This is a genomic window from Candidatus Binatia bacterium, assembly GCA_036504975.1.
Lineage (GTDB): Bacteria > Desulfobacterota > Binatia > UBA9968 > UBA9968 > JAJPJQ01.
On sequence record DASXUF010000020.1, the window covers coordinates 14,643 to 34,770 of the forward strand.

The 20,128-nt window shown below is 58.5% G+C and carries 23 protein-coding genes and 1 riboswitch; of the genes, 9 read left to right on the forward strand and 14 right to left on the reverse strand.

What is annotated here, in order from left to right:
* Window positions 1-93: 93 nt before the first annotated feature.
* Entirely contained in the window at window positions 94-1,074 is a 981-nt protein-coding gene (locus tag VGL70_02990; protein ID HEY3302484.1) for an ABC transporter substrate-binding protein, read from the reverse strand.
* A gap of 87 nt (window positions 1,075-1,161) precedes the next feature.
* Here VGL70_02990 and VGL70_02995 point away from each other — a divergent pair, with 87 nt between their 5' ends.
* Window positions 1,162-1,551, forward strand: a complete 390-nt coding sequence (locus VGL70_02995; protein ID HEY3302485.1) for a VOC family protein — start codon at window positions 1,162-1,164, stop codon at window positions 1,549-1,551.
* A gap of 7 nt (window positions 1,552-1,558) precedes the next feature.
* Here VGL70_02995 and VGL70_03000 read toward each other — a convergent pair whose 3' ends face one another.
* From VGL70_03000 to lexA, 8 genes are all read right to left on the reverse strand, one after another.
* Entirely contained in the window at window positions 1,559-2,113 is a 555-nt protein-coding gene (locus VGL70_03000) for a mechanosensitive ion channel domain-containing protein (GenBank protein ID HEY3302486.1), read from the reverse strand.
* 25 nt (window positions 2,114-2,138) lie between these two features.
* The gene (locus VGL70_03005) at window positions 2,139-2,339 is read right to left on the reverse strand and encodes a hypothetical protein (GenBank protein HEY3302487.1); all 201 of its coding nucleotides are present in this window, start codon (window positions 2,337-2,339) and stop codon (window positions 2,139-2,141) included.
* Between the two features lie 55 nt (window positions 2,340-2,394).
* Window positions 2,395-2,811 (reverse strand): methyltransferase domain-containing protein, encoded by a 417-nt coding sequence (locus VGL70_03010; protein HEY3302488.1) that lies wholly within the window; start codon window positions 2,809-2,811, stop codon window positions 2,395-2,397.
* A 50-nt stretch (window positions 2,812-2,861) separates the two neighbouring features.
* The gene (locus VGL70_03015; GenBank protein HEY3302489.1) at window positions 2,862-3,380 is read right to left on the reverse strand and encodes a hypothetical protein; all 519 of its coding nucleotides are present in this window, start codon (window positions 3,378-3,380) and stop codon (window positions 2,862-2,864) included.
* 63 nt (window positions 3,381-3,443) lie between these two features.
* On the reverse strand, window positions 3,444-3,770 hold the full coding sequence (locus VGL70_03020; GenBank protein ID HEY3302490.1) for a DUF2007 domain-containing protein: 327 nt from the start codon (window positions 3,768-3,770) through the stop codon (window positions 3,444-3,446).
* Window positions 3,771-3,963: 193 nt separating this feature from the next.
* On the reverse strand, window positions 3,964-7,038 hold the full coding sequence (locus VGL70_03025; GenBank protein ID HEY3302491.1) for a DNA polymerase III subunit alpha: 3,075 nt from the start codon (window positions 7,036-7,038) through the stop codon (window positions 3,964-3,966).
* Entirely contained in the window at window positions 7,035-8,216 is a 1,182-nt protein-coding gene (locus VGL70_03030; protein HEY3302492.1) for a hypothetical protein, read from the reverse strand. The genes VGL70_03025 and VGL70_03030 overlap by 4 nt, the downstream gene beginning before the upstream one ends.
* A 48-nt stretch (window positions 8,217-8,264) precedes the next feature.
* Window positions 8,265-8,804 carry a transcriptional repressor LexA gene (gene lexA, locus VGL70_03035; GenBank protein ID HEY3302493.1) on the reverse strand — a complete coding sequence of 180 codons (540 nt, stop codon included), beginning with the start codon at window positions 8,802-8,804 and terminating at the stop codon, window positions 8,265-8,267.
* A 121-nt stretch (window positions 8,805-8,925) separates the two neighbouring features.
* A riboswitch (SAM riboswitch) is annotated at window positions 8,926-9,041 on the forward strand.
* A 69-nt stretch (window positions 9,042-9,110) separates the two neighbouring features.
* Here lexA and VGL70_03040 point away from each other — a divergent pair.
* Both VGL70_03040 and VGL70_03045 read left to right on the forward strand, forming a co-directional pair.
* The gene (locus VGL70_03040) at window positions 9,111-9,914 is read left to right on the forward strand and encodes a HesA/MoeB/ThiF family protein (GenBank protein HEY3302494.1); all 804 of its coding nucleotides are present in this window, start codon (window positions 9,111-9,113) and stop codon (window positions 9,912-9,914) included.
* A complete protein-coding gene (locus VGL70_03045) occupies window positions 9,886-11,154 on the forward strand; it encodes a threonine synthase (GenBank protein HEY3302495.1) in 1,269 nt (422 codons plus the stop codon). Before VGL70_03040 ends, VGL70_03045 begins: the two co-directional genes overlap by 29 nt.
* A gap of 29 nt (window positions 11,155-11,183) precedes the next feature.
* On the opposite strand, the gene VGL70_03050 is transcribed toward VGL70_03045, so the two are convergent.
* Complete coding sequence (locus VGL70_03050) at window positions 11,184-12,593, reverse strand: cellulase family glycosylhydrolase (protein HEY3302496.1); 1,410 nt, start codon at window positions 12,591-12,593, stop codon at window positions 11,184-11,186.
* 246 nt (window positions 12,594-12,839) lie between these two features.
* Between VGL70_03050 and VGL70_03055 the strand changes: the two genes are divergently transcribed.
* The 3 genes from VGL70_03055 to VGL70_03065 are packed head-to-tail and all read left to right on the forward strand — an operon-like array spanning window position 12,840 to window position 14,405.
* Window positions 12,840-13,115 carry a ubiquitin-like small modifier protein 1 gene (locus VGL70_03055; protein HEY3302497.1) on the forward strand — a complete coding sequence of 92 codons (276 nt, stop codon included), beginning with the start codon at window positions 12,840-12,842 and terminating at the stop codon, window positions 13,113-13,115.
* Window positions 13,116-13,135: 20 nt separating this feature from the next.
* Window positions 13,136-14,137, forward strand: coding sequence for a cysteine synthase (locus tag VGL70_03060; GenBank protein HEY3302498.1), 1,002 nt, complete (start codon window positions 13,136-13,138; stop codon window positions 14,135-14,137).
* A 10-nt stretch (window positions 14,138-14,147) separates the two neighbouring features.
* Complete coding sequence (locus VGL70_03065) at window positions 14,148-14,405, forward strand: NIL domain-containing protein (GenBank protein ID HEY3302499.1); 258 nt, start codon at window positions 14,148-14,150, stop codon at window positions 14,403-14,405.
* Window positions 14,406-14,609: 204 nt separating this feature from the next.
* Here VGL70_03065 and VGL70_03070 read toward each other — a convergent pair whose 3' ends face one another.
* Genes VGL70_03070 through VGL70_03080 form a run of 3 tightly spaced genes read right to left on the reverse strand, consistent with a single transcriptional unit; the run spans window position 14,610 to window position 16,133 of the window.
* Window positions 14,610-15,083: a hypothetical protein gene (locus VGL70_03070; GenBank protein HEY3302500.1), complete on the reverse strand. Its 474-nt coding sequence runs from the start codon at window positions 15,081-15,083 to the stop codon at window positions 14,610-14,612.
* Window positions 15,040-15,579 carry a zf-HC2 domain-containing protein gene (locus tag VGL70_03075; GenBank protein ID HEY3302501.1) on the reverse strand — a complete coding sequence of 180 codons (540 nt, stop codon included), beginning with the start codon at window positions 15,577-15,579 and terminating at the stop codon, window positions 15,040-15,042. The genes VGL70_03070 and VGL70_03075 overlap by 44 nt, the downstream gene beginning before the upstream one ends.
* Complete coding sequence (locus VGL70_03080; protein HEY3302502.1) at window positions 15,579-16,133, reverse strand: sigma-70 family RNA polymerase sigma factor; 555 nt, start codon at window positions 16,131-16,133, stop codon at window positions 15,579-15,581. Before VGL70_03080 ends, VGL70_03075 begins: the two co-directional genes overlap by 1 nt.
* A 168-nt stretch (window positions 16,134-16,301) precedes the next feature.
* Here VGL70_03080 and VGL70_03085 point away from each other — a divergent pair, with 168 nt between their 5' ends.
* Entirely contained in the window at window positions 16,302-17,324 is a 1,023-nt protein-coding gene (locus tag VGL70_03085) for a zinc-ribbon domain-containing protein (GenBank protein HEY3302503.1), read from the forward strand.
* Window positions 17,325-17,327: 3 nt separating this feature from the next.
* Here VGL70_03085 and VGL70_03090 read toward each other — a convergent pair whose 3' ends face one another.
* On the reverse strand, window positions 17,328-17,525 hold the full coding sequence (locus VGL70_03090; protein ID HEY3302504.1) for a twin-arginine translocase TatA/TatE family subunit: 198 nt from the start codon (window positions 17,523-17,525) through the stop codon (window positions 17,328-17,330).
* 154 nt (window positions 17,526-17,679) lie between these two features.
* Here VGL70_03090 and VGL70_03095 point away from each other — a divergent pair, with 154 nt between their 5' ends.
* Window positions 17,680-19,167, forward strand: coding sequence for an MmgE/PrpD family protein (locus VGL70_03095; protein ID HEY3302505.1), 1,488 nt, complete (start codon window positions 17,680-17,682; stop codon window positions 19,165-19,167).
* Window positions 19,122-20,128 (forward strand): MmgE/PrpD family protein (locus VGL70_03100; GenBank protein HEY3302506.1); only part of this gene is annotated, 1,007 nt, incomplete at its 3' end. The genes VGL70_03095 and VGL70_03100, both read left to right, overlap by 46 nt.

Sequence of the window (20,128 nt, forward strand, 5' to 3'; positions counted from 1 at the left end):
CTTTAACAGCTCTGGGCGACAGGTAAATTTGCGCAAACCGCGAAAACTATTAAGCATAGTATTACGAAGCACACGAAGGGAATCAGAACAGTACTATCGTGCTGAATAAAGGCTCTTGATGAACCCGCTGTCGTCGAGCTGCTTGACGAAGCGGAGGTCCATGAGAGTTTCCGGGTTGACGCTCTTCGCCCTTGGATCGCGGGCCGCGATCTGTTCCAGCACGAAACTGATTCCGCCCGCCGTCGGATATGGCGCCCGAGCGAGCTTCGGGGCGTAAAAGCCTACAGTCGATTTGAGGATCGCCGGATCTTTGATACCGGTGTATTTCTCCGTCACTTTCGCCGCCAGATCGGGCTTGTTCTTGTAGAGCGCGATCGCCTCCGTGTAGGCGCGCATAAAGCGCTGGACGGCGTCCGGGCTGTCGCGCACGTACGATTTTTTCGCCACCAGGCTGACGAAGGGAAATTCCAACCCCAAGGCGGCGATATTCGCGATCTCATTGTATCCAAGCTTCGCCGCATGCTCCGTGAACGGATCGGCCAGAGCGCCGGCGGCGATTCGTCCGGAGGCGATGCCGCCCATGATGCCGGGGTAATCTTCCAGTTGGATGAGAGCGACGTCCTTGTCCGGCTGCAAGTTGAATTTTCGGAGCGCGTAGCGCGCCGAGATGTCCGTATTCGAGCCGTAGCGGGTCACCCCGATCGCCTTGCCTTTGAGCTCTTCCATCTTCGACACCGTGCCCATCAGCACGATCGGAGTCGTGTTCAGCGCGACGGCGATGAGGACGAAATCCGCGCCGCCCACCGCGGCCTGCAGCGCCGCCGGCCCGCCCGTCTGGGCGATCTGCAGCTCGCCCGCAAGCAGCGCCTGCGACATTGTCGTGCCGCTGCGAATATAGGCGACCTCCGCGCGGAGACCGTTTTTCTCGAACAGTCCCGCTTCGCGCGCCATCCAGAGAACGGCGTGCGGACCGGAGATGGCGCTGTAGCCGGAAGCGATGCGGGTGGGAGCTTGAGCCGACGCGGCTGTTGAAGACAGCAGCAACGCGAGCAGAACGATCAGGAATTGAGCCACCGGGATGCCCTCCTGCGACTTGATTTGAATCGACGGCGAAAGTATAGGCGTAAGCGTGAATGGATGTAAACAGAGAAGGAGGAGGCCATGCTGCAAGTCAAATCCCTAAGAACCTTCGCGATCAACGCGAAAGATCTCAATCAGGCGGACAAGTTTTACACCCAACTGCTCGGCGGCGAGGTCGTGCGGCGCGTCGATCCGGACGAAGAGCAATTGAAGCGCGGCCGCGTCAAGGAAGTGGACGTGCAGCTCGGTAATTTCCAGGTGCATATCTTCGACGCGTCGAAGGCGCCGCGCCCGGGCGTGCCGCACCACACGATCATGATCCCGTGGAAGGAAAAAGAAAATACGCTGCGGGAGCTGGAGCAGTCCGGAACCAAGGTGGAAAACACCCGCGACCACCCCGACGGCAAGGGGTACTCGCTTTACATCAAAGATCCCGACTCCAATCTATGGGAACTTTGGTTTGCCGGTTGATTCATCATCAGTCCTTCGGCTGCCACTCGTGTCCATGCGCCAGCCGGATGATCACCTGGCTCACCATCACGCTGTTGGGAACGATAATCTCTTCTTTCTCCGCGTTAACGAGGACCGTATACCCCAGGGATAACGAATACACGGTCCCGGTCTGCACTCCCTTGGGCGTGTTCAGCTCGACCCGATCGCCGATGTGAAACGGACGGTAAAGTAAAAGTGAAAATCCAGCGATGAGATTGCTCAAGGTGTTTTGCGCCGCGAGTCCGATCACGAGCGAAGCGACGCTGACGCCCGCCAATAAGGCCGTCCCCACCGCCCGCAAAGCGGGAATCAGTTGCGCATACAAAATGAGGGCGACCAGAAATACGATAACCTGCAGGAATTGGCCGACGAAGCGGATCGCCGTGAGATCGGAAAAATGCCGCGCGCTGCGCTTGACAAAGATCCGCGCCAAACGGGCGGCGAAGAGCGCCGCCGTGAAGAAAACAACGGCATAGAACAGCGCCCCCGGCAGGGTTTCGGGATCGAGCAGGTTAGCGCGGAAATTTTCGATCAAGGACATGGCGTCTCAAGGGAATACGGAATAATCAACTCCCGTGAGCGCTCGGCTTGCGGGCATCGACGTATAAGGTGCCGAGCTTGCGCTTCTCGTCATCCAGTTCGGGATCGAAAGATCGTCTCACGACCGAGACAAACCCGGCCCGGCTCAAAATCTGCGCCAGGGTTTCGAAATCATACGCGTACTTGTGCTTCTTCCCCTGCCTGAAATGGTAATTCAGGTTGTGCATGCGCGTGTCGCACCAGGCCGGATGCCACCGCTCTCGCGCGATGCGAAAGTATTCCTTATCTATCTTCGCCGGCGTAGGCCGTAACGAGCCACTCGGTGTCCGGAACGCCGACGCTGAACCGGCCTCCCGGCTGCAATACCCGGAGGGACTCTTTGAGAAAATGGAGCGCTTCGTCCGGGTATTCGAGATGTTCGAAGAAGTGCTCGCTGTACACCGTGGAAACGGACTCATCCGCAAACGGCAGCGGCTCGCGCACGTCCAATTGAAGGTCTGCTTCTTTGCCCAGATCGATATTGATCCAACCCTGCTTGAAGTTTTTGCCGCAGCCCACGTTGAGCCTGAGACTGTTGCCGGAGTAACGACGAACCCGCTTGAGCGCGGCGCGATGAAGCCGTTGGATGCGGAACTCCCGTGTCAGATCGCGGAGGGCTCTTCTAAAACTCGCCGTCGGCTTGAAAATGTTTCCGAGCATGTTGGAATCTTTCCCGCGCGCCCGTCGGTTTTAGACGTAAGGCGGTTTTTTTACTTGTTGCGCTTAACGCTCGGACCTTGTCCGAGAGCCGCGGCGACCAGGACGGCTTCGCCGATCTCGCGCCAGCATTCAAAGATCGCCTGGTTGAGGCCGAGCATCGGCTCCGAGCATTTACTAAGTCCGGATTCGATGCTTCGCGTCCAGGCCTCCCACTCGCCGCCGCGCTCCCGCCCCAGTTCCATCAGCGCGCTGATCCTTTCACCGGAATTCAAAGCAGACCAATAGCGCAGCGCGGCGCGGTTGCAGGCTTCGTTGCAGCGGATCAGGGCCTCCATCACGCCGTTCACGTCGATTCCTCCGGACAAACATTGATCCGCCTGGTGCGCGGCGTCGGTGGCCTTGCCGAGGAGCGCGAGGATATCTTCCATGGCGTCGGCGAACGCGTCTTGCAGCGCGAGCGCCAATCCCGGAGGCTGCTCATCGACGCCGACGCGCTTGAGCGTGAGAAACTCCTCGCGCAATCGTTCGAGTTGTTCGGTCAACTGCGAGAATGAAACTTTGAGCGACATGATTTTAGCCGATAGCTGGTTTGAGAAATAGCTAGCACCAACCTAAGCGATAGCGCAAGCTCCTCATCTCCGTTTATGTGATCGCCCAGGCATTATCCATCCAAAAAGAACCGCCTCGAGCGCGAGACGGATCTTATCAAATAGGGAATACCCGGCGTCATGCGCCTCGACCGAACCGTGCGCCAAAAAATCCGTCAGCAGCTCTTTGGCCCTGTCGAAATCCTTTTCGTCAACGAGAATAGACTTGGCATTGAATGATCGAATGGCAGGTCCGACTTCCAGGGAACCAAAATTATCATTGCGCACGAAGTAGGCTATCCCTTCGGAATCGAAGAGGCCCTTAAGCAAAGCAACTTCGATTTCGTTTTTAGGCGAGTAGAGGTCAAGCATGTGACGTAGACAGAGACAGGCGGCTTATTCGGCCCTCACTCAAGGAGCCCATTAAGATCACTGCGAGAGTGAAATCACCGAGAGCGCAAGACAATCATGAGCTCCTTTACCATAAGGCAGACCCTGCGCCTATTGCTATCTTGCTGTATTTAGTCCGAGTTAAGAATGAGGATGATATCCGTCTCTATCGCATTCAGCCGACCGGCCTTGCTTGATGCGCTTTAAAGCCATGGCGGGCGCCGGAAGCAGAATCTGATTTAAAGATAGCAGGTCCCCGCCGCATATCCAGACGCTCGATATGATGGACGTTGAGCGTTACAGTCCCGAACTCCTCCTCGACTCTGCCGCGCAAGAGATAAGACCGACCGGCGGCGAGGAGCTGATAGAACCTGCGATACGTGTCGGGGAAAAAAGTGGTTTCGTAAATTGCGCTCAGGTCCTCGAACGTGATGAACTCCATCGGCTCGCCCTTTTTTGTCTGGGTCATTTTTGCGCTGACGAGCCAGCCGACCATTGCGATCGATTGGCCGGCGTGAAGACCCATGTTGCGCGCCGGAACGCACGCCGCCGCTTGAAGCCGCGCGCGATAGCGCTCCAGCGGATGGCGGCTCAGAGGAAAGCCGAAACTTTCAATCTCATGCTCGAGCTTCTGTTCTTCGGAGTGGTCGGGAGGATTCGGCAGGCTGTCGCCATATTTTTCCGCGGCGCGGGCATGGGCGCGCCACAGGAGACCGGGACGGCTCAATTCTTGAGCGATCGAGTCGAAGCATCCGGCCTTGATGAGAATCCGCGCCTGAGCGAGCTTGGGCTGCGTCCGCGCCCAGAAGTCGTCGAAAGATTCGAACGGGCCGGAGTTGTTCCGCTCCGCGATCACGCGCTCGATCCAGGTCCGCTCCAGGCCTTTGAGCTGCATGAAGCCGACATGAATCTTTTTTCCCGCGGCGGTGTAAGCCCAATCGCTCGCGTTGACGTCCGGCGGCAAAAACTTAACCCCCATCCGGCGCGCTTCGGAAATATACGCAAACGTCGGATAGAAGCCCCCCTCGTTGCTGATGACCGCGGCCATGAATTCGGCCGGATGGTGCGCTTTCAAATAGGCGCACTTGAAAGAGAGCCGGGCGTAGCTCGCCGAGTGAGGCTTGCAAAAACTATATCCGGCAAAGCTCAGGATCATCTTCCAGACCGCATCGACCGTAGCCGGCGGTGCGCCGCGCGCCATGGCGTCGCGGAAGAAACGGTCGCGATAATCCTTGAGCGCGAGCCGCTTGTGTTTTTTATTCAGGATTTTTCTCAACTGCTCGCCGTCGGCCAAAGAAAATCCCGCCAGCGCCACGGCGACGTTGGTGACGTCTTCCTGATAGACCATGATCCCATGAGTCTCGCTCAGCGCCTTGGCCAACGCCGGATGCAGCGGCGCGTACGGCTTTCCGTGGGCGCGGCGCACGAACTCGTTGACGAAAGTGATGGCCGCCGGCCGGACCAGGGAAGAGACCATCACGAGATATTCGAAAACGTCGGCCGCGCGCCGGCGCTCCTCCGGCATGCGCGTCCAGAGTTTCTTCAAGAGCAGACGCGTCGCCGGAGATTCGATATAGAAGCATCCGATCGTTTCGCCGCGCCGGATAAGATTTTTCGTCGGCTCGTCGGAGACCGGATCCCACGCCGGCCCATCCAACCGCATTCCGGTATAGCGCTCCGCCGCCGCAAGCGCGTCGCGCACGACGGCGAGCGAACGGTTGCCGAGCAAATCGATTTTAACGAGACCCGCCTCTTCGACCTGATCCTTGTCCCACTGGAGCATCGGGATTCCTTTGGCCGAGATTTCCACCGGCGCATATTTTCGAATCTCGTCCGGGACAATGACGATGCCGCCGCAGTGGAGCCCGAGATTGCGGAAATGACCTTCCACCTGGAAAGCTCGATCGGTGATTTCCGGCCAGGGTTCGGGAAATTCCATCGGCTCGCATAGCGACTCGGCCCACGAGCGCGCCGTCCGGTCTTCCGCCAGGCGAAGAAAATTCAGCCGCTTGAGAATGAGCGAAGCGACGCGGTCGATCTCCGCCGGAATCATGCCGTACACTTTGGCCGTTTCGCGAAGGGCACCTCGGAGCGCCAGGGTGTTTTGGTTCGCCACCATCGCGACTTTCTTGCTGCCATATTGCTTGAAGACGGATTCGACGATGCCGTCCCGCTCGTCCCAGGGAAAATCGATGTCGATGTCCGGCGGGTCGTTGCGCGCGGAGTTGAGAAAACGCTCGAATAAAAGATTATGGCGGATCGGGTCCACGTCGGTGATTCCGAGGCAGTAAGACACGATGGAAGCGGCCGCGGAGCCCCGGCCGCAAGTGAGGCGGGTGCGCCGGACGATCTCTTCGACGATCAAAAAATAATGGCTGAAGCCCTTCTCGCGAATGACGACCAGTTCGCGCTCGATGCGCCCGCGGACTTTCGGGGTCAGTTCCAGGTAGCGCTGCCGCGCGCCGGCGTAAACCTTTTTTTTGAGCACGGCGAATGCCTTGGCGTCGGAAAATGCGCGAAACGCGGGGAAGATCGTCTCTTTAAAATCCCAATCGGTGCGGCAGGCCGCGGCGACGCGGAGAGTATTCGATAGCGCCTCGGGCACGTGGGCGTAGTATGGTTTTAAGACCGATGCCGGAGCGAACCAGCGCGTGGGCGCGGCGCAAGCGTCCTCCGGCAAGCGCGAGAGCGTCGTGTTCAAGTCGATCGCGCGCAGCAGACGATGCAGCGGATATCCCTCCGCCGCTGCGAAATGGACTTTGTTCGTCGCCACCGGCGGCAAGCCAACAGCCCGGCTGAACCTAACCGCTTCCTGCATCCGGGGACCGGGCGTGAGCTCGACGTAGAGGTCTTCAGGCGAGCGTTCCTTCCACGTTGCCAGCGCCGGAAAATCGTCGGAGAGAACGATCAAACCGCGGCGATGCTGCTCGACGGCCTGAATCAAATTGAAAGACCGATCGCAATGGCGCGCGGAGATCAACCGGCAGAGATTCGCGTAGCCCTCCATATCTCCGACCAGACAAACGGCGCGATGCGCACCGCAACTCAGCTCGGCCCCTAAAATCGGCTTGAGGTCGTTTTGTCTCGCCGCTTCGACAAACCGAACGGCGCCGTACAACCCGTTCGTGTCGGTGAGCGCCAGGATCTCCGCGCCCTGGGATCGCGCCACCTTGCAAAGCTCTTCCAACGAAGAGACTCCGCTCATCGGCGAATAATGAGAATGGACGTGGAGGTGGACAAACGGAGTCATGTAGTCCCCCACTCGATCGCTTTTTCCCCGTACCGCGAGCGGACGCGATCGAGCGCCGCCGCGAGCTTTTGCATCCTGATGCTCTCCGCCGAAGGCTCTACCGGGAAAAGAGGTAATTGTTTTTCCGAATTTTCCAGCGCCTCGGCTTTGAGCGCCATCTTGCGTATGCGGACGCGGCGCTGGAACGCGCGAAAGAACAAGGGTTCGAGACGCGGATAGATGTCGCATTCCCAGTGGCTCGCGCGCTCCAGCACGGCCCGCTTGGAATTTTCCCAGCCATCGCTCTGCACCAGATCGAGCTTGATGCTCCGGCACAGCCGCTCGCTCCGTCGTAGCTGCCGGCAAAGTCGTTCGAGCATTCCGTATAAAATTGCCAACAGCGCCTCATCGTCCACTTCGTCCGGATTCAATGTATGCGAAACTTCCAGCGACGGGCGGGACGACCGCGGCCACACCGGAGTTGGATCGAATCCCACCGCCCATTGCTGCATGAGTTTGGATCGAGAACCGAAGACCAGATTGAGGTGATCCGGCGGAGTGACGGCGATCTTGCCCAGCGTGGCGAGATCCAACTCCGCCAACAACTCCAGGAACTCCGGCGTCCTGCCGCCGGAGAGATAAGGAAGCGCCGGCAAAAAAGCGACGGGCGCGGGCGCGAGAAATTTCTTCTCCGCGCCGGGAGTCACATCGTAAAGATCGGGAGGCTTCGTTATCGCATCAGCGGCGATGTGGGAAACCAGCTTATTGACGGCAACGCCGCCCACGCCGCTGAGTCCCCAGCGTTCCACGGCTTCGCGCTCCATCCGCGCGGCGGTGTCGATGGCGCGGCCGAAAAGGCGCGTGGTGCCCGTCAAATCCAAATAAAAATGGCCGCGGCCGATCGGCTCCCAGAGCGGCGTAAACCGCCTGACGAGATCCTCGAGCGAGATGTGCGCCCGTTGAGCGGCTTCCCCGTCCGGAGGAATAATCCTGAGAGACGGGCAAAGGAAACGAGCCTGGTCCAACGTCATTCCGGCGCGGAGTCCTTCGGCCGAAGCCTCCGCGGATACTTCGAACAGGATTGATCTATTAGATGAAGGCGCGACGGCGACCGGCCGTCGTCGGAGGATACGTTCTTTCAAGCGAGCGAGCGCGATCTGAAGAGCAGGGATTTGAAAGCAGACGATCTGGCGGACCATGGGAGTCAAAAAGCAAATATCGGCGGCTAAAATTTCCCACGTAGTCTTCTACTTGAAGTGGCGCACGAGTCCGATGACAACGCCCTGGATTTCAAAATCGTCGGCCGGCGTCACGCGGATCGGCTTCATGGCGTCGTTGGCCGGCCTGAGCTCGATGCGATCCCCTTTGGGATAATATTTTTTCACCGTGGCTTGCCCGTTGACGAGAGCGATCACCGTCTGGCCCGCCGAAGCTTTCGACTGTTTGCGCACGATGACCAGATCTCCGGACACGATTCCTTCGTCGCGCATCGAATCGCCGCTGATCCGGAGGGCGAAATTTTCCCCTCCCCCGGCAAACGGAAAATCGACCACTTCGCTTTGAGCGACGGGCTCGATCGGCTTTCCCGCCGCAACCGTCCCGAGCATCGGAATGCGCCGCGCCCGCCTCAACTGCTGTAAGGCGACCTCGACGACGCCGGGAATGCGCCGGGTGCCGCACTCGTAGCGGGTGACGGTCATCCGGGTCGTGCCCAGCTTCCCGGCTAATTCCTCCTGCGTGACGCGCAGCTCGTTGCGCCGGATCTTTTTCAGCTCTTCAGGCCTCATGTAACCAATGGCTACATCACTTGAAGGCTTCTGTCAAGTCCATATTTGCGGGCCGAGTTTTCGCCCTAGGTCTTGACAGCATGGAGGCGGTACGTTAGTTTTGAGGCTACATTCGCTGGACACCTTATCCAGAGTGGCGGAGGGATTGGCCCGCAGATGCCACAGCAACCGGTTTCGTCGTAAGACGAAACGCTGGTGCTAAGTCCAGCCCCCGGTAAAACGGGGGAGAGATAAGGTGAGGGTAAAACCTCTTCTTATCTAACAAGAAGAGGTTTTTTTTTGGCCGAAAATTGCCGAAAATAAGAAATGAGCATCCGCCTCACACCTGAGCAGATCGAACGCTACAGCCGCCAGATCATGATCCCCGATCTCGGCGGCAAGGGACAAATCCGCCTCAGGCAAGGAAAAGTTCTCATCGTCGGCGCCGGCGGCCTCGGATGCCCGGCGGCGTTCTATCTCGCCGCGGCGGGAGTCGGTGCGCTCGGCCTCGTGGACAGCGACCGCGTCGAGTTATCCAATTTGCAGCGGCAAATTCTCCACGCCACGCCGGACATTGGCCGCGAGAAAGTGGAGTCGGCCAAAGAAAAGCTCGGCCGGCTGAATCCCGACGTGGAAATCCAAACCTACGCGCTCCGGCTCGACGCAGACAACGCTGCGGAGATTTTCGCCGCCTACGATTTCATCGTCGACGGCAGCGACAACTTCGCCACCAAGTTTCTGGTCAACGACGCGGCCGTGGACCTCGGCAAGCCGTTCTCCCATGCCGGGATCGTGCGCTTCCAGGGCCAGACGATGACGGTCATCCCCGGCAAGAGCGCCTGCTATCGCTGCCTGTTCCAAGAGCCGCCCGAGCCGGGAGAAATCATGAACTGCCAGCAGGCGGGAATTCTCGGCGCTATCGCCGGGACCATCGGCTCGATCCAGGCGACCGAAGCGATCAAATATTTATCGGGAATGGAAGAAGAGCTGCTCGTCGATCGAATGCTCACTTACGACGCCAAGAAGATAAATTTCCGGACGATCGACGTGCGGAAAAACGCCGCGTGCGGGGCGTGCGGTGAAAAAGCAGAGAGGAGAAGTCATGAGTTACGTCAAAGGACTGAAATGTAGGGAGTGCGGCCAGGATTATCCCAAAGAGCCGCTCCACGTCTGCGAGACCTGCTTCGGCCCGCTCGAAGTGGTCTACGACTACGACGGCATCACCAAGGCGCTGAGCCGGGAAAAGATCGCGGCGCGGGCGAAAAACCTCTGGCGCTATCGCGAGCTTTTGCCGATCGACGGCGAGCCGCAGGCGGGCCTCTATTCCGGCTTCACGCCGCTGGTCCGCGCCCATAGACTGGGCGAAGTCCTCGGCGTCAAAGAGCTCTACATCAAAGACGACTCGGTGAATCATCCGACTTTTTCTTACAAGGACCGCGTCGTCTCCGTCGCGATCTCCAAGGCGATCGAGTTCGGCTTCGAGACCGTCTCCTGCGCTTCGACCGGGAATCTTGCCAACTCCGTCGCCGCGCACGCGGCCAAAGCCGGCCTCAACTGCTACGTCTTTATCCCCGACGGTCTAGAGCAGGGAAAGATCATCGGCTCGGCGATTTACGGGCCGAAAACAGTGGCGATCAAGGGAAATTACGACGACGTCAACCGGCTCTGCAGCGAGATCGCCGACAAATACGGCTGGGCATTCGTGAACGTGAATTTACGGCCCTACTATGCCGAAGGCGCGAAGACCCACGGCTTTGAGATCGCGGAGCAGCTCGGCTGGAAACTGCCGAAGCATATCGTCGTCGCCTCCGCCGGCGGCACCATCCTTCCCAAGATCGCCAAGGCATTTAAGGAGCTGAAGCACGTCGGCCTGATCGAAGACGACGCATGCAAGATCTACGCGGCTCAGGCGACCGGCTGCGCGCCGATGATCCAGGCGCTGAAGCGCGGCACGGATCTCATCAGTCCGGTGAAGCCCAACACCATCGCCAGCTCTATCGCCATAGGAAATCCGGCCGACGGTTACTACGTGCTCCAGGCGGTGCGCGAATCAGGAGGCGGGGGCGAGAGCGTGACCGACGAGGAAATTCTCGACGCCATCAAGCTTCTCGCCCGCACCGAAGGGATTTTCACGGAGCCTGCGGGAGGAACCGAGGTCGCCGTCGCCAAGAAGCTGATCCAGCAAGGCAAGATCCCGCGCGACGAGTCGATCGTCATCAGCATCACCGGCAACGGCTACAAAACCCTCGAAGTCGTCGCGGCGAGCGTGGAAAAACCCTTCAAGATCAATGCTACCCTGGAGAATTTCGACGATCTCTATTCGCAGCTCACGCAGCCGGCTCAAGGAAAAATCGCGGCGGGAGAAGGGTAAGTTTTTCTCTCACGACTTTTTGGCTATGGTCAGGGGTCGATTTTTATCGTAAACCTGCGCTTCACTGAGGCGTTAAGCTGATCCTTTATATTGACAGTGAAGCTCCGCCCCAGAAGAGCCGGGGACACGGGCGTTCCAATTAAATTGCCGGTCGCGGAGTCGAAGTTGAGTCCCGGCGGAAATTTTCCTTTGATGAAGATCCATGTGTAAGGCGCAGCGCCTCCCGTTACCAAGGGCGTGCTGTATGCCGCGCCGACTTGACCGTTAGGAAGCTTTTCCGCGGCTTGGCTAAGGCATCCCCTCAGACGGCAGAGAAGAGATATCTTGTCCTTCCAAACCGTCCTCCAATCACCTTTCAGAATCCCGCCCGTATCCCCGCTGTTAGGGTTCCAGTCCCAATAGAAGAAGTTCGTCAGCCCCTTCTGGTATAGATAGGCGACAAAGGCATCCTGCCAGGCTCTATCCTCCGGAAGGCCCCCATGCCCATACCTGCCGCCAAACTCTCCAACGACCACCGTGTACTTTGGAACTAGAGAAGTGAGAAATCCGAAATGGGCGTCCCAGATGTCGGACATATTCTGTGGGAAATTCGGGTCGAAAAAGTAGGATTCAGGGAAAACATCCGGGCCGTAGACATGCGGGCTCAATACTAGCTTGTCAGCCTGGATAGCAGGAGGGAAACACGCCATCGGCTCAAAATTTCCGCCCCACCAGTGACTTATATTCCCGCTACAGATTGGATTTTGTTCTATGCCTTCCACAAAGATCAGCAGGTTCGAGTTAGCGGCGAGGACCGCGGCGGCGGCCGCCTCCGCCGCGAGCTTCCAATCGGTGGCTGCGACACCCGTGCCCCAAGTCGCCGCCCCATGCGGCTCGTTTTTGATATCGATGCCGACAAAGTGAGGCAAATGCTTGTAGCGGTCGGCCAGGAACACGAGGTCAGCGATCCATTCTTGCTCGGTATAATTCGCTGTATACCAGAGTTCGGATATGGGGGGATTGCCATTGCATTCCGACCTGTGGTGGTCGAGAAGAATGTAGAGTCCCTGCTGGTCCAACTCGGTAAGTACCTTATCCAGAATCTGCAACGACTTGAGTCCCTTAAGATCCGGGTTCCGAGAAAAGTCGATACTCGAGGGTTTCACATTTTTTAGTGTGTCAGGGCAAAAAGGCACTCTTACCGCGTTGAAGTGCTGTTTGACCTGAAGGATCATCTTCTGCCAATTGCGCGCCCACAGGCCATGAACTACATGATCGCCGGTCTCGAAACCGAACCAAGCCACCCCGTGGAGCTGAATTTCCACGTCATTATCGTCGTAGATGCGCCCGTTTTGGGTATAATAGCTCCAGGCGGGATCAGAAAAGACACAGATCAAACAGGCCAGAAGCAAACCTGCCGTCTTTGCATGAAGATTTTCCCGGGTCGCTCGTGATTTCATAAACGATGCATTTCTATCGCCTGTCACCTGTGACACAGAGCAGGATGATATAAGCTCCTAGAAATAGCATCGACTTTAAACTAGGTCAATTGAGCGAGTGCGCGGGGTTTGCGTCGTATAGGCGCGCTCGCCGCGGTTGCAAGGCTCGACCGAAAAGTCTATAAAAAGTTTCGATTCAACTCGACAAGACCGGGCGAGCGAACTATTGTAAAATAGGAATATAGAACGGATAAGGGAGGTCGGTCTATGAGTGTCCGTGTCCGCGTGCCCACTCCGCTGCGCAAATTCACCGACGGCGCCGATGAGGTCGCCGCCCAAGGCCCCAACGTGCGCGCCCTGGTGGATGACCTGGAACAAAAATATCCCGGGATCAAAGAACGCATCTGCGACGAGACTGGAAAAATCCGCAGGTTCGTGAACGTTTATGTCAACGGGGACGACATCCGGTTTCTTCAGAACTTGGAAACCTCCCTCAAGGAGGGAGACAACATCTCGATCGTGCCCGCCATTGCAGGGGGATGAAATCTCCTGGATCTGCTTTTATGGCCAATCCGACCGCCATACGATCGATCGCCGCCGAAAGATTCAGAGAGCCGAAAAAAATAGAGTCGGTTCTCGATCTCATCGGCGATACTCCGCTGCTGGAAATCCGCAGGATCGCGGAAGGAATCTCGTCCGGGGTAAAGATCTTCGCCAAGCTCGAAGGCATGAATCCCGGCGGCTCGGTCAAAGACCGTCCCGCTTTGAAGATGATTCAGGAGGGAATCAAGTCGGGAAAACTCGCGCCGGGAAAAACCATCATCGACTCGACTTCCGGCAACACCGGAATCGCTCTGGCCATGATCGGCCGCATTCTCGGCTATCCGGTGGAGCTGGTGATGCCCGCCAACGTCAGCGCGGAGCGAAAACGGATCATCCACGCCTACGGCGCCAAAGTGACCTACAGCGACCCGCTCGAAGGCTCAGACGGCGCGATCCGCCTCTGTCGCAAGGTCTTGGAGGAGAACCCCGCCAAATATTTTAAACCGGATCAGTACTTCAATCCGATGAATTCACAGGCCCACTACGATACTACCGGGCCGGAAATTTATCGCCAGACGGACGGGCGGATCACACATTTCATCGCTGGCATCGGCACCGGCGGGACGATTATGGGGACGGGCCACTATCTAAAAGAAAAAAACCCGAAGATCCGCGTCATCGCCGTCGAGCCCGACGATGCCCTGCACGGCCTGGAAGGACTCAAGCACATGGCGACCTCGATCGTTCCCGGAATTTATCACGAAGAAGAGCTGGACGAAAAATATCCCGCCTCCACCGAAGACGCTTACGCCATGGTCTATCGCCTCAGCCAGGAAGAGGGCGTCCTCGTAGGGCAATCTTCCGGCGCCGCCATGCACGCAACAATGCAAATCGCCCGCAAACTCAGGTCCGGGGTTCTAGTGACGATCTTTCCGGACTTCGGCGACAAATATTTAACGACGAACTTGTGGGTGGGTTGGCGCGATCGAATGGCGGTCGGAAATCTCAAGTTTTCAATCTGAGGCCGAGAAAATGAAAGGCCAAAGAGAGAAGGTTTGCGAGCGCGTTTATCTGACCTTCCCAAAAGATCTGGTCAAAGAGCCGATCGTCTGCTGGCTGGCAAAAAAATTCGACATTACTTTCAACATCCGCGGATCGACCGTGACGGCGGAGATGGGTCTCGTGGCTCTGGAGATCGACGGCGAGCGCGCCGAAGTGGACAAGTCGATCAAGTGGCTCAAGGACAAAGGCGTCATCGTCGAGCCGATCGAAAAGAACGTGATAGAATAGCGGCCGGCCAATAAACCTCGCCTAACTTCGTTTCTTGCCCGCCCGGGGGTTTCTCGAAGGGCCGATGCGTTGGACGAGGAGCCTCAAGCGTACTTCAGAAGCTTTATTTAGAATTTTCGTGCCGCGTAACACCGAACGTATCGCATCGGCTCGGAGAGGAACTCGCGGGCGGGTGGTTGGCAGTAGGTCTTTATGGCCCTCCGGCTACTGGGTTTGGGCGGAGATGGAGAGGATAAGAATCCCGCCTTCGTGCGCCGGTCCGCCCAGGAGAAAATTGCCGCGGTTGGGGAATCTTACGGTCGTATCGACGATCGGCTTTTCTTTTTCCAGCAGTCGCACCTTGAGCGACACCCGGTTGTTGCGAAATTCCTGCGGCGCGACGATCAGCGTACGCCCGCCGGCAATCTCGAAAACGGTGTTGGCCTCCCAGGACGCCTTTTGCGATTCTTCCCGGATCAGGCGGTAGCAGCGGTATTTGATCACCTCGAGCTGCTGCTTCATCTTGGTGAGCTGACCGTCCAGGCAATCCGCCTGGTTCGTGGCCAGTATGGTGCCGATCTTCAGCTGAACTTCCTGCGGGTTTTTCTCGGCCTCGGCGGCGCCGAGAGGCGCGGCCGCAAGAAACGCCCAGAGGCTAGAAAGCAGTGTCGCCTGAAGCAGATTCCGTGGGAGTTTCATCTTCGCTTTCCTGATTCTCGAACAACCAGATAACCGTCGTCTTGGTCTTGGCCTCGCGCAAGAGCGCCACGTTGAATCCGTGGCCGTCGATGGATTCGACGGACGCCATGTTGGTTTGACCGTTCCCGCGCCAACCGGGAAAGAATTGATCCAGCGATAAAACCGCCACGAGAACCACGACCGTCGCCGAGACCGCCCACTTGAGCCGCGGCGTAAAAAATACAGCGCGGACCCAATCCATGGCCCGCGTAGACCATGATACGTCAGCGGCAATGCGTTGGCTGACGCCGGCCCAAAAAGTCTTGAAGTCGATTTGGGACGCATTCGTCTCCAGGAGCCGCTTCAGTGAGAAATCCAATCTCTCGAGCCGCCCCTTCTCGTCCGAGCACGAGGCGCACCCCTGCACGTGGAGCTGGATCTCTGCGGCCTGGGCCGCATCCAGCTCGCCGTCGAGCCATGCGCCCAGCGATTTCTTGATGGCTTCGCAGTCTCTCATTATAAATCCGTGCCCAATTTCTCTTGCAGCTTTTTGCGCGCGTAATGCAGGCGGCTCATGATCGTGCCCTCGGAGCATTCCATGATGCGTCCGATCTCCTTATAAGACAGCCCCTCGACGGCCCTCATTACAATGACGGCTTTGTGATCGGGAGTCAATTCGTTGATCGCGTGAAGAAGCTTTTCTCCGAGCCGCCGGTCGTTGATCTCGCGAAACGGATCACCGCTTGAAGTTTCCGCATCGACGACCACCTCGTCCATATTTTCCTTGAGATCCATCAGGCTGCGCTTCTGCCGCCGCTGGAAGTCGATGGCGAGGTTGACGGCGATCCGATAGACCCAGGTGTAGAAATTCGACCCTCCTTTGAAGCGTCTGATGTTTTTAAAAGCGCGATAAAAAGTCTCCTGGGCCACCTCCATGGCATCGTCCCGGTGATGCACCATCCCCAGGATGACCATGAACACGCGGCGATAATATTTGGCTGCGAGCTCCTCGTAAGCGGCGACTTCCCCTTTCTGGCATTTGCGGATGAGCTCCCACTCGGTGGTCTCCACACCCAGCCTTATCTCTTTGGACGTTGCAGACTGCGTTTTATTCAAGTGAGTCCGAAGCTCCCCGTCACGTAAAAAAGGTTGAAATTTTTTCTAATTACCATAATATCAGGCTAAGTCCACCGTAGAAGCGCTTCTCCCCGAGCATGCGGCTCGCGCGCTAAGGACAACATGCTGGTTCAGTGTCCCAGTTGCCATACGACCTATCGCGTCTCTGAGAATCTCGTCACCAAGTCCAAACCCACGTTCCGCTGCTCCCGCTGTAAAAACGTTTTCGTCCTTGGCTCGAAAGCCGGAAGCGGCGAGCCGGCGGCGCCGCGTCTCCAAGAAGAGTCCCGGGAACTGAGCTTCGCTTTTCCTCCGCTCGAACAGTCTCATGAGGCCGCCGCAGAGAGTCCCGACCCTCCGGCAGCAGCCAATGGGCCGACGGCGGCGCCCATAAAATCAGCGCCCGCCGTAACGATTCAACAGCGGGAGCCGGAGTGGTCCCTCGCCCCGGAGCCCGCCGTCGAGGAAACTTTCACGCTGAAGGACGAAAAGTCGTTCGCCGAAATCCACCACCCGATCGTAGAGTCTTTCGACTTCGCGAGCGAGCGTCCTGCCGTCACAAAGCACGAAGAAGCTTCGCGTGAAGGAAGCGCCGAATCTTCTCCGAGCCGCCCTCTTTCCCTAACGCCTTATCTCCTTTTGTGCTGCGGCTTGCTGCTGCTGTTTTCCGCCCTGACGCTTCTGTACAAAGCGCGCCCGGAGCCCATCGAAAGCTCATTGAGGGCCGTTCCGTGGATCGGCGGTTCGGTTCTCAAGAATGACTACCTGCGTCAAGGAATCGTGCTTCAGGCCGGCCGCCCGAGATTTCAGAGGATCCTGGGAAACCGGGAAGTCTTTATGCTGTCGGGGGTCGCTCTGAACCGCAATCGCGTGAAGGTGCGCGAAGTCAAAATCGAGGCCTATGTTTTCGGCAGCGATGGAAAGACCATCGAGCGCCAGACCATTACCGTTGGAAACGCGATCTCCTCAAAGATCGTGCGGGATTTGACGACTCAAGAAATCGCCACGCTTCAGCGGCAAAGCCCCATCAGGCGTTTTGAGATTCTTCCGGACGAGTCCGCGCCTTTTTCCATCGTATTCTTGAAATCCAGCGCACAGATCAAGAGCTTCGGGTATCGGGTCCTCTCAGCCGACGAATCCCAATGACCGCTAGGGCTCCTTTTTGTCGTTTCCTTTCTGCGACCTGTCCTTTGGCGTCACGTCGATCTCGTCCGGTTCTCTGATCGTGCGGCGAAAGTTGCGTATTCCCTTGGCCAGGCCTTCGCCGAGATCGGGAAGCTTGCGGCTGAAAAGAACCAGGACGACGAGCAAGATCAGCAGCAGCTCCCAAATTCCCAGGCCGAACATAACGTCCCCGAATGGAGTCATTCTATTTCACGGCCCTTCCCATTTCAACATCAATTGAACCCTCTTGGATCGCCGTCCGCCTCGCTGGAAAAACGCCCCTGATAATGCTATCGCTCTAAGCCTCTCACGATCCTGGTTTGCCAAGGAGAGCACGATGGGCTTGACGCAAGAGGTGGTGAGCTTTGTCCACAAAACGCGTTTCCGGGACATCCCGAGGGAGGTCGTGCGCCTGGCCCAGGGCTTGGTCCTCGACGGCCTGGGCGTAACTCTGGCCGGCTCGACGGAAAAAGGCTCGCGCATTCTACAGGCCTATGTCCGCCAGCTCGGCGGCAAGAACGAGGCAACGGTTATCGGGACGCGCTTCATGGCCCCTGCGCCCAAGGCCGCGCTGGTAAACGGCGCTTCCGGCCATGCGATGGATTATGACGACACGCAGCTATCGACTTCGAAGGAAGCGGTCTACGGCCTGCTGACTCATCCCACCGTCCCCGTCCTCTCGGCGGTTTTGGCGATCGGAGAGAAGGAACGGATTTGCGGCGAGGATTTTCTTTTGGCCTACATCCTGGGAGTGGAAGTCGAATGCCGCATCGCCGATGCCATCGATCCGCGCCACTACCAGGCGGGATTTCACTCGACGGCGACCATCGGCGGCCTGGGCGCGGCGATGGCCGCCGGAAAAATTTTAGGCCTTAGGGAAGAGGCGCTCGCGCGCGCCCTCGGCCTCGCCGCCAGCATGGCCTCGGGTCTCCGAGAAAATTTCGGCACGATGACCAAGCCGCTCCACGCGGGACGGGCGGCGGAAAACGGCGTGACCGCGGCGCAACTGGCCGCGCGCGGTTTTACTGCGGCGACAAACATCATCGAAGCCAGGCGCGGCCTCTTCAACGCCACGGCGGGCGGCGGCGACGAAACCAAAATCGTCGGCCGTCTCGGGCGGCCCTACTTCATGCAAGAGCCCGGCATCTCCGTGAAGCCCTACCCTTCCGGCTCCCTGTCCCACCCCGCGCAGGACGTGATTCTGGACCTGGTCAAGCGGCACGACCTGCGCGCGGAACAGATCGACGCCGTCGAAGTCGGCACCAACTCGAACGTCCCGAACGCGCTTATCTACCCTATGCCGAAGACCGCGCTGGAGGGAAAATTCAGCATTCCGTTCTGCATGGCCGTGGCCGTGCTGGAGCGCAAGGCCGGCATCGCCCAGTTTACCGACCGCAAGGTGCACGCCCCGAAAACGGTGGAGTTTATGAAGCGCGTCACTCTCTACGTCGATCCCGAGCTCGAAGCCTTGGGATACGATCAGGTGCGCTCGCGCGTCCGCGTCAAGCTCAAAGACGGCAGGACCATCGAGGGCCGGGCCGACGTGGCCAAAGGCCATCCGCTGAAGCCGATGAGCTGGGGTGACCTCGGCGATAAGTTTCGTGACTGCGCGCGGCTCGCGCTGCCGTCGAAGCAGACCGAAGAGGCGATCGATCTCGTCGCCGGCCTGGATCGGATGAAAAGCATTCTGCCCTTGATTCGGGTGCTGAGCGGCGGAAAATCTTATCCGGTTAACAAAAAGAACAAAAAGAATAAAGCAAACAGGCGCGCAAATAAGAAATGGAGCGGTATTCGGAAAAGATCGCTGCCTTCGTCCGTGCGCTGAAGCTCGAGCAGGTCCCCGCCGAAGTGGTCGACAAGGCGAAGCTCGTCTTTCTCGACGCTGTGGGAATCGCGCTCGCCTCCTCGACGATGGACTTTGGCGTCGCAGTGCTCGATACGGCCCGCGCCCTCGGCGGCAGCCGCGAGAGCCGGCTCATCGGAACGTCCGACAAAACCGCCGCGGCGAATGCGGTCATCGCCAACGGAACCTTGGCCCACGGTCTCGACTACGACGACACCTTAGAGGGAGCGATCGTCCACACGGGCTGCTGCGGTCCGATAACGGCGCTGGCCGTCGGCGAAGCGCTCGGCGCGAGTGGAAAGAACGTATTAGAAGCGGCGGTGGCGGGCATCGAGGTGATGTCGAAGATCGGCCTCGTCGCGCCGGGAAAGTTTCACGCGCGCGGATTTCACCCGACGGCGCTCTGCGCCACTTTCAGCGCGGCAACCGCCGCCGGAAAACTCTACGGCCTGGAAACGCCTCAATGGCTGGACGCGTTCGGCATCTGCGGCAGCCAGAGCTCCGGCATCATCGAATATCTCGCCGACGGCACGTGGACCAAGCGGCTTCATCCCGGTTGGTCGTCCCATGCGGGGATCGTCGCCGTCATGCTGGCCGAGCGCGGCTTTCGCGGCCCGGCGGCGGTGTTCGAAGGAACGCACGGTTTTTTTCACACCTTCGCCGGCGATCAGGGCGTCAATCTCGAACGGCTCGACGAGCTGGGCAAAACTTGGGAGATTCCCAAGCTCGCGTTCAAAACTTATCCGTGCGGCTCGATCTCCCACCCTTATATGGACTGCGCGCTGCGGCTGAAACAGAAATACGCGATTCATCCCGAGAAAATCGCCGAGGTCGTCTGCCGCACCGCCGAGGGGCCGGTGCACCGTCTCTGGGAGCCGCTCAAGGAAAAACAGCGGCCGGTCAGCGGCTACGGCGCCAAGTTCGCCCTGCCCTACAGCATCGC

Bases quoted from the DNA above. Each gene is read 5' to 3' on its own strand.
- VGL70_03050 (HEY3302496.1), bottom strand. From the start codon at position 12,593: ATGAAATCACGAGCGACCCGGGAAAATCTTCATGCAAAGACGGCAGGT.
- VGL70_03040 (HEY3302494.1), top strand. From the start codon at position 9,111: ATGAGCATCCGCCTCACACCTGAGCAGATCGAACGCTACAGCCGCCAG.
- VGL70_03030 (HEY3302492.1), bottom strand. From the start codon at position 8,216: ATGGTCCGCCAGATCGTCTGCTTTCAAATCCCTGCTCTTCAGATCGCG.
- VGL70_03095 (HEY3302505.1), top strand. From the start codon at position 17,680: ATGGGCTTGACGCAAGAGGTGGTGAGCTTTGTCCACAAAACGCGTTTC.
- VGL70_03025 (HEY3302491.1), bottom strand. From the start codon at position 7,038: ATGACTCCGTTTGTCCACCTCCACGTCCATTCTCATTATTCGCCGATG.
- VGL70_03005 (HEY3302487.1), bottom strand. From the start codon at position 2,339: ATGCACAACCTGAATTACCATTTCAGGCAGGGGAAGAAGCACAAGTAC.
- lexA (HEY3302493.1), bottom strand. From the start codon at position 8,804: ATGAGGCCTGAAGAGCTGAAAAAGATCCGGCGCAACGAGCTGCGCGTC.
- VGL70_03070 (HEY3302500.1), bottom strand. From the start codon at position 15,083: ATGAAACTCCCACGGAATCTGCTTCAGGCGACACTGCTTTCTAGCCTC.
- VGL70_03065 (HEY3302499.1), top strand. From the start codon at position 14,148: ATGAAAGGCCAAAGAGAGAAGGTTTGCGAGCGCGTTTATCTGACCTTC.
- VGL70_03015 (HEY3302489.1), bottom strand. From the start codon at position 3,380: ATGTCGCTCAAAGTTTCATTCTCGCAGTTGACCGAACAACTCGAACGA.
- VGL70_03085 (HEY3302503.1), top strand. From the start codon at position 16,302: ATGCTGGTTCAGTGTCCCAGTTGCCATACGACCTATCGCGTCTCTGAG.
- VGL70_02995 (HEY3302485.1), top strand. From the start codon at position 1,162: ATGCTGCAAGTCAAATCCCTAAGAACCTTCGCGATCAACGCGAAAGAT.
- VGL70_03060 (HEY3302498.1), top strand. From the start codon at position 13,136: ATGGCCAATCCGACCGCCATACGATCGATCGCCGCCGAAAGATTCAGA.
- VGL70_03090 (HEY3302504.1), bottom strand. From the start codon at position 17,525: ATGTTCGGCCTGGGAATTTGGGAGCTGCTGCTGATCTTGCTCGTCGTC.
- VGL70_03075 (HEY3302501.1), bottom strand. From the start codon at position 15,579: ATGAGAGACTGCGAAGCCATCAAGAAATCGCTGGGCGCATGGCTCGAC.
- VGL70_03000 (HEY3302486.1), bottom strand. From the start codon at position 2,113: ATGTCCTTGATCGAAAATTTCCGCGCTAACCTGCTCGATCCCGAAACC.
- VGL70_03020 (HEY3302490.1), bottom strand. From the start codon at position 3,770: ATGCTTGACCTCTACTCGCCTAAAAACGAAATCGAAGTTGCTTTGCTT.
- VGL70_03055 (HEY3302497.1), top strand. From the start codon at position 12,840: ATGAGTGTCCGTGTCCGCGTGCCCACTCCGCTGCGCAAATTCACCGAC.
- VGL70_03045 (HEY3302495.1), top strand. From the start codon at position 9,886: ATGAGTTACGTCAAAGGACTGAAATGTAGGGAGTGCGGCCAGGATTAT.
- VGL70_03010 (HEY3302488.1), bottom strand. From the start codon at position 2,811: ATGCTCGGAAACATTTTCAAGCCGACGGCGAGTTTTAGAAGAGCCCTC.